The 12,658-nt window shown below is 60.0% G+C and carries 12 protein-coding genes; 9 read left to right on the top strand and 3 right to left on the bottom strand.

Annotated elements, in window-relative coordinates:
- Nucleotides 1-65 precede the first annotated feature (65 nt).
- The 4 genes from ACVDG9_RS24935 to msrQ all read left to right on the top strand — a co-directional run bounded on the left by ACVDG9_RS24935 (nucleotide 66) and on the right by msrQ (nucleotide 4,371).
- Nucleotides 66-632, top strand: coding sequence for a peroxidase-related enzyme (locus ACVDG9_RS24935; protein WP_031270047.1), 567 nt, complete (start codon nucleotides 66-68; stop codon nucleotides 630-632).
- Between the two features lie 139 nt (nucleotides 633-771).
- Nucleotides 772-1,722 carry an N-acetyl-gamma-glutamyl-phosphate reductase gene (argC, locus tag ACVDG9_RS24930; protein ID WP_023002567.1) on the top strand — a complete coding sequence of 317 codons (951 nt, stop codon included), beginning with the start codon at nucleotides 772-774 and terminating at the stop codon, nucleotides 1,720-1,722.
- A gap of 38 nt (nucleotides 1,723-1,760) precedes the next feature.
- Nucleotides 1,761-2,366 carry a 3-isopropylmalate dehydratase small subunit gene (leuD, locus tag ACVDG9_RS24925; protein WP_023002568.1) on the top strand — a complete coding sequence of 202 codons (606 nt, stop codon included), beginning with the start codon at nucleotides 1,761-1,763 and terminating at the stop codon, nucleotides 2,364-2,366.
- A gap of 1,138 nt (nucleotides 2,367-3,504) precedes the next feature.
- A complete protein-coding gene (gene msrQ / locus ACVDG9_RS24920) occupies nucleotides 3,505-4,371 on the top strand; it encodes a protein-methionine-sulfoxide reductase heme-binding subunit MsrQ (RefSeq protein ID WP_447239265.1) in 867 nt (288 codons plus the stop codon).
- Between the two features lie 430 nt (nucleotides 4,372-4,801).
- Here msrQ and ACVDG9_RS24915 read toward each other — a convergent pair whose 3' ends face one another.
- Nucleotides 4,802-5,308, bottom strand: coding sequence for a Crp/Fnr family transcriptional regulator (locus ACVDG9_RS24915; protein ID WP_077291410.1), 507 nt, complete (start codon nucleotides 5,306-5,308; stop codon nucleotides 4,802-4,804).
- Nucleotides 5,309-5,333: 25 nt separating this feature from the next.
- Nucleotides 5,334-6,017, bottom strand: coding sequence for a response regulator transcription factor (locus ACVDG9_RS24910; protein ID WP_023002571.1), 684 nt, complete (start codon nucleotides 6,015-6,017; stop codon nucleotides 5,334-5,336).
- A gap of 192 nt (nucleotides 6,018-6,209) precedes the next feature.
- On the opposite strand from ACVDG9_RS24910, the gene ACVDG9_RS24905 reads away from it, so the two are divergent.
- Nucleotides 6,210-6,749 (top strand): L,D-transpeptidase family protein, encoded by a 540-nt coding sequence (locus ACVDG9_RS24905; protein WP_447239263.1) that lies wholly within the window; start codon nucleotides 6,210-6,212, stop codon nucleotides 6,747-6,749.
- Between the two features lie 17 nt (nucleotides 6,750-6,766).
- On the opposite strand, the gene ACVDG9_RS24900 is transcribed toward ACVDG9_RS24905, so the two are convergent.
- Nucleotides 6,767-7,252: a hypothetical protein gene (locus ACVDG9_RS24900; RefSeq protein WP_152509062.1), complete on the bottom strand. Its 486-nt coding sequence runs from the start codon at nucleotides 7,250-7,252 to the stop codon at nucleotides 6,767-6,769.
- Between the two features lie 221 nt (nucleotides 7,253-7,473).
- Here ACVDG9_RS24900 and ypfJ point away from each other — a divergent pair, with 221 nt between their 5' ends.
- The 4 genes from ypfJ (at nucleotide 7,474) to ftsY (ending at nucleotide 12,544) form a co-directional block, all read left to right on the top strand.
- Nucleotides 7,474-8,364: a KPN_02809 family neutral zinc metallopeptidase gene (gene ypfJ, locus ACVDG9_RS24895; RefSeq protein WP_447239364.1), complete on the top strand. Its 891-nt coding sequence runs from the start codon at nucleotides 7,474-7,476 to the stop codon at nucleotides 8,362-8,364.
- A 277-nt stretch (nucleotides 8,365-8,641) separates the two neighbouring features.
- Nucleotides 8,642-9,553 carry a diaminopimelate epimerase gene (gene dapF / locus ACVDG9_RS24890; protein ID WP_055660121.1) on the top strand — a complete coding sequence of 304 codons (912 nt, stop codon included), beginning with the start codon at nucleotides 8,642-8,644 and terminating at the stop codon, nucleotides 9,551-9,553.
- Nucleotides 9,550-10,818, top strand: a complete 1,269-nt coding sequence (mtaB, locus tag ACVDG9_RS24885) for a tRNA (N(6)-L-threonylcarbamoyladenosine(37)-C(2))-methylthiotransferase MtaB (protein WP_447239262.1) — start codon at nucleotides 9,550-9,552, stop codon at nucleotides 10,816-10,818. Before dapF ends, mtaB begins: the two co-directional genes overlap by 4 nt.
- A 265-nt stretch (nucleotides 10,819-11,083) precedes the next feature.
- A complete protein-coding gene (gene ftsY, locus ACVDG9_RS24880) occupies nucleotides 11,084-12,544 on the top strand; it encodes a signal recognition particle-docking protein FtsY (protein WP_447239261.1) in 1,461 nt (486 codons plus the stop codon).
- The last annotated feature ends 114 nt before the right edge of the window (nucleotides 12,545-12,658 follow it).

Below are 12,658 nucleotides of genomic sequence, written 5' to 3'. Positions count from 1 at the left end.
CGCTCGTTCTAAGACTTAAGTTCATATTTCAGCGACATAAACGGTTTCATGACGGGAGGAGCAAATTGTCAAGTAAAGTCACGGCCTTGCAAATCGATTCAAATGTAACATTGAGTGAAAAGACACAGGCTTATTTCGACTTGTGCCAGGAGAAGCTGGGTCTCGTTCCCAACGTCCTCAAGGCATATGCGTTCGACGAAACGAAGCTGCGCGCCTTCACCGACATGTACAACGACCTCATGCTGGGCGAATGTACACTCTCCAAGCTCGAGAGAGAGATGATTGCCGTTGCGGTATCAGCGGTCAACCGCTGTTTTTATTGTCTGACGGCTCATGGTGCTGCGGTGCGCGAGCTTTCCGGGGACCCCGTGCTGGGGGAACTGATGGTGATGAACTACCGCGTTGCGGACCTTTCGCCAAAGCAGCGGGCGATGCTCGACTTCGCCGTCAAGTTGACGGAGAAGCCGGCGGAAATCGTGGAAAGCGACCGGCAAGCCCTGCGTGATGTCGGGTTTACGGATCGCGACATCTGGGACATCGCCTCGGTAACGGGCTTCTTCAACATGTCCAACAGGGTGGCAGCGGCGTCCGACATGCGCCCGAATGATGAGTATCACTCAAGGGCCCGTTGAGATAACGGAGCGTCGCGCGGCGGTGACAAGCCGCGCGATTGGGTGTATGACGCTTGCGATTTTGCACCGATCTGCCTGACGGCTTTCGGGCCCTGGGGTTCGAAACTGGCGGCGATCACGAGAGGGAGAGGAACGGGCGATGGTTGCGCGCGTGTTTATTGATGGTGAAGCCGGTACGACGGGTCTGCAGATCCGCGAGCGCCTTGCCATGCGCCGCGACCTTGAGCTGATCTCCATTCCGGACGAAAGCCGGAAGGATCCGGCTGCCCGGGCCGACTACCTCAACAAGGCCGATATTGCCATTCTTTGCCTGCCGGATGCGGCGGCCAAGGAAAGCGTTGCCCTGATCGAGAACGACACCACCCGTGTGATTGACGCCTCCAGCGCCCACCGGGTTGCCGAGGGCTGGGCCTACGGCTTTGCCGAAATGGACCTCGACCAGGCCGACATCATCGCCGCGGCCATGCGCGTTGCCAATCCGGGCTGCTGGCCGCAAGGCCTGATCGCCGCGGTTCGTCCGCTGATCACCGCGGAGCTGCTGCCGTCGGACTTCAACCTGACCTATTTCGGCATCTCCGGGTATTCCGGTGGTGGCAAGGGCATGATTGCCGATTACGAAGCCGCCGGAACCAGCGCAAATTCGTTTGCGCCGTACGCGCTCGGGTTCAATCACAAGCACCTTCCGGAAATGACGGAATACGGCCTGCTCGACGCAGCTCCACTGTTCACTCCGACTGTTGGCGATTTCTACAAGGGCATGCTGACGGTGGTTCCGTTGAACCTGGCAGGCCTTGCCAAGGTGCCGACGGGCGAGCAGCTGCATGCGGCGATCGCCGATCATTTCGCTTCGGCACCCGGCGGTTTTGTCGAGGTCGCGCCGCTGGAAGCGCTCGAGAAATCCGACAGCCTCAATCCGCAGGCGCTCAACGACACCAACAAGCTGCATCTGCACGTCTTTGCAAATGACGCCAGGGCGCAGGCTGCGATCGTTGCCGTCTACGACAACCTGGGCAAGGGCGCGTCCGGCGCTGCCGTCCAGAACCTCAATCTGATGCTCGGTGTCGATCAGACAACCAGCCTTGCCGCGTAAGCGGCATCCGTTTTCAGGCCTTTCAGGAGAGAAGAAGAATGGAAAAATTTGAGACCCTGACCGGTGTCGCAGCGCCGTTGCCGATCGTGAACATCGACACGGACATGATCATTCCGAAGCAGTTCCTGAAGACGATCAAGCGCACCGGCCTCGGCACCGCGCTGTTCCACGAAATGCGCACCAACGACGACGGATCGGAGAACGAGAGCTTCGTTCTCAACAAGGCCGCCTACCGCAATGCCAAGATCCTGATCGCCGGTGACAACTTCGGCTGCGGTTCCTCGCGCGAGCATGCGCCCTGGGCACTGCTTGATTTCGGCATCCGCTGCGTGATCTCCACCTCGTTCGCCGACATCTTCTACAACAACTGCTTCAAGAACGGCATACTGCCGATCCAGGTTTCCGAAGACGAGCTGGAAACCCTGATGCATGCGGCAGAGCGCGGCGCCAACTTCACGCTGACGATCGATCTGGAAAGCCAGGAAATCAAAGGCCTTGAGAGCGGCGACATCGCCTTCAAGATCGACAGCTTCCGCAAGCATTGCCTCATCAACGGCCTCGACGACATCGGCCTGACCATGGCGAAGGCCGGTGAAATCGACACCTTTGAAAGCAAGATGGGCAACGACCGTCCCTGGGTCTGAGCCGGACTGCAATGACTTTTGAAAAGCCGGGTTTCACGACCCGGCTTTTTTGTTTTGGTTGCCTCAGGTTCTTTAAGGCGCGCGACGCGTCGCCAAGACCTGATCCTCCACTCACAGGGTCAATCCTCCGGATTTCGATCACGACAACCGCATTCAGCCGTGTTGTCCTGAAGCCCATCAACCTTGTCATCCCTGCGCAGGCAGGGATCCAGTATTCATTGGGTTCGTGAGGTTTTTCGGGTCTGATCCCACGGCGTACTGGATCCCGGTCTTGTCGCTGACGCGTCAAACCGGGATGACAAAGAATGTGGGAATGTGTGGTTCCAAATCGGATGTCCTGCTCCGACCGGATACAAGCCGGCCGTGTTGAAAACTTGGTCGACAAATGGGCTAAATGAAGTTTTCCGGTGCGCCGCCCACCGCATTGGTTCGCTTCTTCAGCCCTGTGACCGAACCGCAGCTGCATGATCACGGCTACCGCATTCAGCCGTCTTGTCCTGAAGCTCATCAACCTTGCCATCCCTGCGAAGGCAGGGATCCAGTATTCATTGTGTTCGCGATGTTTTCCGGGTCTGATCCCCCGGCGTACTGGATCCCGGTCTTGCCGCTGACGCGTCAAACCGGGATGACAAAGAATGCGGGAATGAGTGGTTCCAAATTGGATGTCCTGCTCCGACCGGATATAAGCCGGCCGTGCTGAAAACTTGGCCGACAAATGGGCTAAATGAAGTTTTCTGGTGCGCCGCTCACCACCTTCGTTCGCTTCTTCACACCTGTGACCGAACCGCAGCTGCATGATCGCGGAACCGCATTCAGCCGCGTTGTCCTGAAGCCCATCAACCTTGTCATCCCTGCGAAGGCAGGGATCCAGTATTCACTGGGTTCGCAAGGTTTTCGAAGTCTGTTCCCATGGCGTACTGGATCCCGGTCTTGCCGCTGACGCGTCAAACCGGGATGACAAATCACCTGGGCATCCTTGGTTCCTGTCGGATTGAATACAAAGGGTCGGCGCCGAAAGGCGCTTGCCGGTGAAGCGGGACAGGGAAAGCTGGATAACCGCCTCTCATCTTCTTCACGCAGGCTTGAAAAGCTTTTCAGTGTCCTTGAACGTTTCGTGCGATAGTCCGAACGCATGGATATGATGACCTTGGCACCAAACGCTCCCTGGACCGACCGACGCGGCAACCTTTCCGGTCTGCGATTGGCTGTATTCATTGCCGTGCTTCTTCCGGCGTTGCAGATCTTCTACAGCCTCGCCTTCGGACCAGTGCTGCCGGAGCCCTTCGAGATGGAGCTTCATGCCAGTGGCGACTGGACGGTGCGTTTCCTGCTTGTGACCCTGGCGGTAACGCCGCTCCGGAGGATCTTTTCCTGGAACAGGATCGTCGGTGTCAGGCGCATGCTGGGTGTGACAGTGCTTGCCTATGCGCTCTTGCACCTGGGGCTTTACGCTGCGCAGGAAAGCTGGAACCTCGGCAAGGTCGTGTCTGAAATCGTTCTGCGCTTTTATCTGACCATCGGCTTTGTCGCGCTGTTCGGGCTGGTGGTGCTGGGTGCGACCTCCTTTGACAGCGCCATCCGCAAACTCGGGCGGAACTGGCAGCGGCTGCACACCCTGATCTATCCGATCGGCGTTCTCATGCTGTTCCACTTCTTCCTGCAGTCCAAGTCGGACGTCACGCAGGCCACCTTGATGGCAGGCCTTTTCGTGCTGCTGATGATCTACAGACTTGCGGTCAAGGCAGGCTTCAGCCTTGCCAACCCGCTGGTTCTGGCGGTTTGCGGGCTGCTGGCAGCTGCAGGGACTGCCGGGATCGAATTTGCCTGGTACGCACTTGCCACCGGCATTCCTGCCGACCGGGTGTTCCAGGCCAACTTCGCCCTTTCCGTTGCAATCCGTCCGGCTATCTGGGTCGGGATCATCGGGCTCGGGGTTGGTGTGGCGGCAATGGTTCAATGGATCGGCGGATTGCTCGGCCCGAAGCTGGGGCTGAAACGGGCGTAAAATATCGCCGAGCCTTCACCACCCACTACCATCATCCCGTGGCTTTTCCCTCGGACCCAAGTCGAGCACCCTCCACCCCGGTCGGGTGTTTCATGCGGAAAGGTCACGGCATGGATTGCCGGGTCTGGCCCGGCAATGACGGAAAGAGTGTGTGGCCACAGGAATTGGGCCCGGTCTGATTGGGGAGCCACCCCATGATGGAATAAGCTGAGTCTCCAGGTTTCCCAGTCCCGTCATCCCATGGCTCGACCATGGGATCCATGCCGCTTCTGATAAGCTTGGATGTGTGGAACGGTCAGGATTGCCCGATCAAGTCCGGCAATGACGGCGACAGGTGAAGATTATCTCTGGAGAATACACAGGTCCGGCAAGACCCAGGCTCAGTTGGCGCTGTTTGAATTGAGCAACAATCAGCGTCGGGACTTTCGCCCTACGACTGTTTCTCGTCGTCGCGCACGCGGCGTTCGGCGTTGATCTGCTCCAGTTCGGCCATCTTTTCGCCGATGGGGCGCAGGGCTGAAACCGTTTGGCGGAACTGGTTGGCGCGCTGGTCGAGCATGCGCTGTGCAAGTTCCGGGAATTCCTGGATCATGCGTTTGAAGAGCGCGCGGCGAATGCGAATGATGCGCACACCGTCAACGGCTTCTGCCCGGCAAGGGCGCTTGTTTTCCGCAAGAAGAGCCGTCTCGCCCAGCAGTGTGCCCTGACCGACGCGCTCGATTTCCTCAAAGCCGTCCGTGGTCCTCGTCTGCAGGCTGACCGTGCCGCTGGTGATTACCAAACCGCCATCGGCGCGGTCGCCCTGATCGAACAGGCGCTGGCCGCGGTTGTAATCCATGCTTTCGGCGCTGAAGGCGAGCAGACGCAGCTGATCGTCCTGAAAGTCCGAAAGCATCGGGATTTGTTTGAGAATCGCAATGTCTTGGGCAAGGCTCATGCCCAAGAAATACGCCGATTACCGGTTACGGCACAAGCTTATATCCACCGGCTTCTGTGACAAGAAGCTCCGCATTGGACGGGTCACGCTCGATTTTCTGCCTGAGGCGGTAGATGTGGGTTTCCAGCGTGTGGGTGGTCACCCCGGAATTGTAGCCCCAGACCTCGTGCAGCAGCACGTCGCGGGTTACGGGCTTTTCGCCGGCGCGGTAGAGGAATTTCAGGATGGAGGTTTCTTTCTCCGTCAGGCGAACCTTGGAGCCGCTGTCGTCCTGCATCACCTTGGCGGCGGGCCGGAACGAATAGCGGCCGATGGCGAAGGTGGCGTCTTCGCTTTGTTCGTGCTGGCGCAAATGTGCCCGGACACGGGCCAGAAGCACGGCGAACTTGAACGGCTTGGTGACATAGTCGTTGGCACCGGCCTCAAGCCCCAGGATCGTGTCGCTGTCGCCGTCATGACCGGTCAGCATGATGATCGGTGCCTTGAAACCGCCCTTGCGCAGCAGCTTGACCGCTTCGCGCCCATCTATGTCCGGCAGGCCGACGTCCATCAGCAGCAGATCGACGTGCTCTTCCTTGGCCATGGCGATGCCGGACGTGGCCGAATCCGCCTGGATCGTCTCAAATTCATCGTAAAGCGACAGCTGCTCCACCAGCGCTTCGCGCAGTTCGGTATCATCATCGACAATCAAAATCGTGCGGGCGGTCATCGTCGCGTCCCTCGCCAGAATCCAAAATCTCTTCACGACGACTTGTGCAAAGGACACAAGCGCGTTCCTGCTTCTATGTGCGTGGGAAATTGTTCCCGCACAAGCGGTGTCCCGTCAATTCTTCTTCACGCGGGGTTTAGGGGTGGTTTATCAAGAAGACCGGCGGAGCGGACAGGCGGAACGGACAGGATCATGAAAACCTTGAAAAAATCGGCGGGAATGCTGGAGGTTCGTGCGTCGCCTCTGAACCGGACACGCGGCGTGCTCAGTCTTGGGCGGATCACGGTCCCGTGTGCGCTTGGCCGGTCGGGCATCGTCATGCGCAAGCGCGAAGGCGATGGCGGCACGCCGGTGGGCCGGTTCGAATTGCTGCACGTGTACTATCGCCCGGACCGGGGCTTGCCGCCGGCAACGCTGCTGCCGACCGAGCCGCTGACACCGGCGTCCGGCTGGTGTGACGACCTTGGCCACCGTCTCTACAACAGGCCGGTGCAACTGCCTTTTGCGGCCAGCCACGAGAAGATGTGGCGCGACGACAGGCTCTACGACATCGTCGTCGTGCTGGATTGCAACCTGAACCCGGCCGTGAAGGGGCAGGGTAGCGCGATCTTCTTTCACATCGCGCGGCAGGGCTATTCACCGACGGAAGGCTGCGTTGCCGTTTCTCCGGAACACATGCGCCTGATTCTTCAGAACATCGACCTTGGCGCGGAGATGGTGATCCACGCCTGAGCCGGGTCCGAACAGTCTCAAGGATTGGCACTGACCTGTGGCCGGTAGATAATGAAACTGCCACTGACCGTGGTCGAGGTCCTGACACCGGCGTCATCGGTCGTCGTTGCCGTGCGAATTCCGAAACCGTTGCGCTTGACTGTCTGGTCGTCGGTAACGTTGCTTTCCAGAAAGGTCGCCCTGTTGCCGTTGACGCTTTCCAGGATCGCCGTGTGCCGCGGTTCGCCGCGGGACATCGTCTGTTCCTCCCAGTTGCCGTCGGGCTGTGTTACACGAACCGTGACTTCGAAGCGGGTGAACTGGAAGACGTCACCCGGCCGGGCGTCCGACAGGTTGTTGATCACCCGTCCCCAGACATAGGTGGAGGCCGGCTTGTTGAAGCCGACGTGCCGGAAAGCGTTGTCCACCAGCGTCCAGCACTGGCCATCTCCTTCCACCCGGCCAAGCCTCTCGGTGGCGAAATTGATCAGGCGTTGCGCCTGCTGAGCGTTTACGTCGGGCATGATCGTTATCCTTCATAACTGCCCCATGGACGCAATATTAGGTCGGCATGACAACCAACTCTGTAACCCGCATCACGATTCCGTTGGCAATGAGGGCAACCGAACGCGCCTTGCCGCGTTTTTTGAAAAGTGTCTCACAGGCAGAGACGGCGGCCAACCGCATAGGTTTCCGCGGTCTTGTCTGGTATGACGAAGTTCAGGTTCACGGAGATTACAAGGACATGCGCTGGAAAGGCCGCCGCGGCAGCAGCAACGTTGAAGACAGGCGTTCGATGGGCGGGAGACCACGCATGCGCGTCGGTGGCCGCCGGGTGAGAGGTGGTGGTCTCGGGTTGACGGGCCTCCTGATAATCGTCGGCATTGCCTGGCTGACCGGCATCAACCCGCTGACACTTCTCGGGCAACTGGATGGCGGGGGCGGTTACGATACGCAGTCCTATCAGACGCAGGCCCCTCGCAGTGCGGCCGACCAGGAAACCGCGCAATTTGTCTCCGTCGTTCTGGCCGACACGGAAAACACCTGGGGCCAGATCTTCGAAAACGGTGGTGCGACTTACCCGGAGCCTACGTTGGTGCTGTTTTCAGGGTCGGTATCATCGGCCTGCGGATACGCCAGTGCGGCCACCGGCCCGTTCTACTGCGGTGCCGACAGCAAGCTTTACATCGACCTGTCCTTCTATCAGGAACTGGCAAACCAGCTGAATGCGCCCGGTGATTTCGCACAGGCCTATGTGCTGGCGCATGAAGTCGGTCACCACATCCAGAACGTGCTTGGCGTGCTGCCGGAATTCCAGAAGGCCCGGCGTACGCTCAGCAAGGCGGAAGGCAACGCCCTGTCTGTACGTGTCGAATTGCAGGCCGATTGTTATGCCGGCATCTGGGCGCATTATGCCGCCCGGCAGAAAGGGTTTGTCGAGGAAGGCGATATCGACGAGGCACTGAACGCGGCCAGCCGGATCGGCGACGATACGTTGCAGCGCCAGGCTCAGGGCTATGTCGTGCCGGAAAGCTTCAACCACGGCACTTCTGCGCAGCGGGCGCGCTGGTTCAGGACGGGTTTCCAGTCCGGCGACCTCAATGCCTGCGACACGTTCAGCGCGGCGAGCCTGTAGAGGCACCAACACATCGCGTCTTGCCATGGCAGGTCCATGGTATCCAAGCCGCTTGATCGGTTCTTTTCCTTACGCTTCCGGCTTTGAAAGCCGACGGCATGGATTGCAGGGGCAAGCCCTGCAATGACGACCAAGTGATAACGGGCTGGCGCGTTTACGCATATCTGCGATGACTGCCTGCCCCACTGGTAATTTGCGGTGTTTTCCGCCATATAGGGGCAAATGTCCGCAAGATGGCGGACGCTTTTCCTTGAAGCTTTGAAGAAGTGCGACCGGTATGGCGTCTGAAACCAGACCCTTTTTGAAGATGAACGGCCTTGGCAATGATTTCGTGGTCTGGGATGCGCGTGAAAAACCGCTGCGCCTGACACCCGAAGCCATTGCTGCATTGGGCGACCGCGAGACGGGCATCGGTTTCGACCAGATGATCACCGTTGAACGGTCCTCGCTGGGTGTCGATGCCTTCATGCGCATTCACAACCGCGATGGCAGCGAAGTATCGGCCTGCGGCAACGCCACGCGCTGCATCGGCCGTCTGCTGATGGAAGAAGCCGGCAAAGAGCTTGTTACCATCGAGACCGGTGCCGGGCTGCTGCACGCGTTCGATGCCGACGGCCCGCGCAGCGTGACTGTCGACATGGGTGTGCCGCGGCTTGCCTGGAACGAAATACCGCTCGCGGAAGAGTTCGCCGACACCCGTGCGATCGAACTCCAGATCGGGCCTATCGATGACCCGATCCTGCACACGCCGGCCGTCGTCAACATGGGCAATCCGCACGCCATCTTCTGGGTCGACGACGTGGAAGCCTATGAGCTTGAGCGGGTCGGTCCCTTGCTGGAACACCATCCGATCTTTCCGGAATACGCCAACATTTCGCTGGCCCATGTGTTTGATACCGACCAGATCCGGGTAAAGGTTTGGGAACGCGGCGTCGGTTTGACGCTGGCCTGTGGGACGGCTGCCTGTGCGGTTGGGGTTGCCGCCGCGCGTGATGGCCGGACCAGCCGCAAGACCACCATCCATCTGCCGGGCGGTCCCATCGGGATCGAATGGCGCGAGAGCGACAACCACGTGCTGATGACCGGTCTGACGGAAGTGGAATTCGAAGGCGAGGTCGATCTCGATACTTTGGCCTGGCGCAAGACCGCCACGGGTGACGCCCCGCTGGCGGCTGGAGCCGCGTCATGAGCATCGATGTCGTGACCTTTGGCTGCCGGCTCAATGCATATGAGTCGGAAGTCATGAAGCGCGAGGCGGAGGCTGCCGGCCTCAAGGACGCCATCCTCATCAACACCTGTGCCGTAACCGGCGAGGCGGTTCGTCAGGCCCGCCAGGCTGTGCGCAAGGCCAAGCGCGACAACCCGAACGCCAGGGTAATCGTCACCGGCTGCGCCGCGCAGACGGAAAGCGAGACCTTCTCCTCCATGGAGGAGGTGGATCTGGTGCTCGGCAACACGGAAAAGCTTGAGCGCAAGTCCTATCAGGACGTTGCCGCCTTCGGCGTTTCCGAAACCGAGAAAGTGCGCGTCAACGACATCATGAGTGTCGAGGAGACCGCAGGCCACCTGATTGACGGGCTGACGGGCCGCGCGCGTGCATTCGTGCAGGTCCAGAACGGTTGCGATCACCGTTGCACCTTCTGCATCATTCCCTATGGCCGGGGCAATTCCCGCTCCGTTCCGATGGGCGTGGTCATCGACCAGATCAAGCGCCTCGTCGACAATGGCTACAACGAGATCGTGCTGACAGGTGTCGACATCACCTCCTATGGTGCGGATCTTCCGGGAACCCCCAAGCTGGGCACCCTGTCGGCGAAGATCCTGAAGATGGTTCCGGACCTGAAGCGCCTGAGGCTGTCTTCCATCGATTCCATCGAGGCCGATGACGACCTGATGCGGGTGATCGCCGAAGACGAACGGCTGATGCCGCATCTGCATCTTTCGCTTCAGGCGGGTGACGACATGATCCTGAAACGGATGAAGCGGCGCCACCTGAGGGCCGACACGATCCGCTTCTGCGAAGAGGTTCGCCGCCTGCGGCCGGACATGGTTTTCGGTGCGGACATCATCGCCGGCTTCCCGACGGAAACCGAGGACATGTTCCAGAATTCGCTCCGGATCGTCGACGAATGCGGCCTGACGCATCTGCACGTCTTTCCGTTTTCGCCGCGCAATGGCACGCCGGCAGCGCGCATGCCGCAGCTGCCGCGCAACGTCGTGAAGGAACGCGGCGCGCGCCTCAGGGCCAAGGGCGAGGAAGCGCTGGTCAGGCACCTTCAGGCCGAGGTCGGCAATACCCGCCCCGTTCTGATCGAGAAGGAAGGCCTTGGCCGGACTGAACAATTCACGCAGGTCGAGCTGGGCAGCGGCAATGCCGGTGAGATTGTCGAAACCAGAATTATCGGACATACCGGCCGCCATCTTCTGGGCGAAGCCCTTTCCAGGGCTGCCTGAGGAAAGGTTCAGGGATCGGGTGGTGACGAGCTGGCCTGTGGTGTGAGTCAGATTGGATTGAAGCCGGGGCGAATTGCAATGTACCCCTCATCCTGAGGAGGCCCGAAGGGCCGTCTCGAAGGATGGGCGGCAGTCTCGGCGCAAGTGGCCCATCCTTCGAGACAGCGCTGAGCGCTTCCTCAGGATGAGGTATAGGATTTGGCTTCGGCGGTGGATGCCGACAGTTTAAGAACGCAGTAATGGGCAGATTTTTTAAGGCAGGTTCATGAGCGAGAAAAAGCGCGGCTTTCTTGGACGTCTCTTCGGCGGCAAAAGCAAACCGGAAGACGAGGCTGTTCCGGCCGCCGAAGATGCGGCACAGAAAGCAACATCCGCAGAACCGCAGGAAGACGATCCGGCACTCGACGTCGAGATGGACGTTCGGCCTGTCGCGGCGTTGAACGAGCCGTTCCAGCCGATCGCAATGGATGTCAGCCCTGGTATCGTTCCGGAACTTTCGCCAATGAAGCCGGCGGTGGAGCCGGAAGACATTCTGCCAACCGATACGGGACCCGACGTCGAGCCCGAGCAGGCAGAAACACCGGAACCTGAAGCGCTCCAGCCGGAAGCGCCCGAAAGCCAAGAACCTGCAACACCAGAACCTGCAACACAGGCCTCAGAAACCCTGGCACCAGAACCGCAGGCACCGGAAATACAAACGCCTGAAACGGCCAGCGCACCGGAACCGGTTGTCGAGCCGGCCCCCGCAGAAGCGCCTGTTGCTGCGCCAGTGCCGGCCGCACCGGTGGAACCTGTTGCCGAAGAACCGAAACTGTCCTGGTTCCAGCGATTGAAGAACGGCCTGTCCCGGTCTTCGGCATCGCTCACCGAAGGCATCAGCTCGATCTTCACCAAGCGCAAGCTGGACGCCTCCATGCTGGAGGAGCTGGAGGATATCCTGATCCAGGCAGACCTTGGTGTCGACACGGCGATGGCGATTACCGACCGTCTGTCCGACGGGCGCTACAACAAGGAAATTTCGCCGGAGGAAGTCCGGGCGATCCTGTCCGAAGAGGTTGAGAAGGTGCTGGTTCCCGTCGCCAAGCCGCTTGATCTCGATACCGGCAAGAAGCCGCATGTGGTGCTGATGGTCGGCGTCAACGGTACGGGCAAGACCACCACCATCGGCAAGCTGTCACAGAAGCTGCGTTCGGAAGGCAAGACCGTCATGCTGGCGGCCGGCGATACCTTCCGTGCGGCTGCGGTGGAACAGCTGAAGATCTGGGGTGAGCGCACCGGGGCTGAAGTGATTGCGCGCGATACCGGCGCGGATGCCGCCGGACTTGCCTATGATGCGATGAAGGAAGCGCAGGCGAAGGGCGTCGATGTGCTTCTGGTCGATACCGCCGGCCGGCTTCAGAACAAGGCCGAGCTGATGGATGAGCTGGAGAAGGTCATCCGCGTGATCAAGAAGCACGACCCGGAAGCTCCGCACACGGTCCTGCTGACGCTCGATGCGACGACAGGCCAGAATGCGCTCAACCAGGTCGAGATCTTCGGCAAGGTTGCCGGCGTGACCGGTCTGGTGATGACGAAGCTCGACGGAACCGCCCGGGGCGGGATCCTGGTCGCGATTGCCGCCAAGCACGCACTGCCGGTGCATTTCATCGGTGTCGGCGAAGGTGTGGCCGATCTCGAGCCCTTCTCGGCCAAGGATTTTGCCAGCGCGATTGCAGGCATGGCTTAACGCGGGCGTTCCGCAAGGCGCTGGATCCGTTCGTTCGGGCGTCTTGCGAATTCGCAAAGCAGTGCCGCGGAACCTCGCAGCCCGACGCGCGTTTAGTTAGCGTCGAAGTCTGGC

The sequence above is a fragment of the Roseibium sp. RP-7 genome (assembly GCF_053005225.1).
Note: the sequence above shows the minus strand (reverse complement) of the source record. Positions and strands in the feature narration are given on the sequence as shown.

Excerpts from the sequence above, each read along its gene's own strand:
- argC (WP_023002567.1), top strand. The coding sequence starts at position 772 with ATGGTTGCGCGCGTGTTTATTGATGGTGAAGCCGGTACGACGGGTCTG.
- leuD (WP_023002568.1), top strand. The coding sequence starts at position 1,761 with ATGGAAAAATTTGAGACCCTGACCGGTGTCGCAGCGCCGTTGCCGATC.
- msrQ (WP_447239265.1), top strand. The coding sequence starts at position 3,505 with ATGATGACCTTGGCACCAAACGCTCCCTGGACCGACCGACGCGGCAAC.
- ACVDG9_RS24915 (WP_077291410.1), bottom strand. The coding sequence starts at position 5,308 with ATGAGCCTTGCCCAAGACATTGCGATTCTCAAACAAATCCCGATGCTT.
- ACVDG9_RS24910 (WP_023002571.1), bottom strand. The coding sequence starts at position 6,017 with ATGACCGCCCGCACGATTTTGATTGTCGATGATGATACCGAACTGCGC.
- ACVDG9_RS24905 (WP_447239263.1), top strand. The coding sequence starts at position 6,210 with ATGAAAACCTTGAAAAAATCGGCGGGAATGCTGGAGGTTCGTGCGTCG.
- ACVDG9_RS24900 (WP_152509062.1), bottom strand. The coding sequence starts at position 7,252 with ATGCCCGACGTAAACGCTCAGCAGGCGCAACGCCTGATCAATTTCGCC.
- ypfJ (WP_447239364.1), top strand. The coding sequence starts at position 7,474 with ATGCGCTGGAAAGGCCGCCGCGGCAGCAGCAACGTTGAAGACAGGCGT.
- dapF (WP_055660121.1), top strand. The coding sequence starts at position 8,642 with ATGGCGTCTGAAACCAGACCCTTTTTGAAGATGAACGGCCTTGGCAAT.
- mtaB (WP_447239262.1), top strand. The coding sequence starts at position 9,550 with ATGAGCATCGATGTCGTGACCTTTGGCTGCCGGCTCAATGCATATGAG.
- ftsY (WP_447239261.1), top strand. The coding sequence starts at position 11,084 with ATGAGCGAGAAAAAGCGCGGCTTTCTTGGACGTCTCTTCGGCGGCAAA.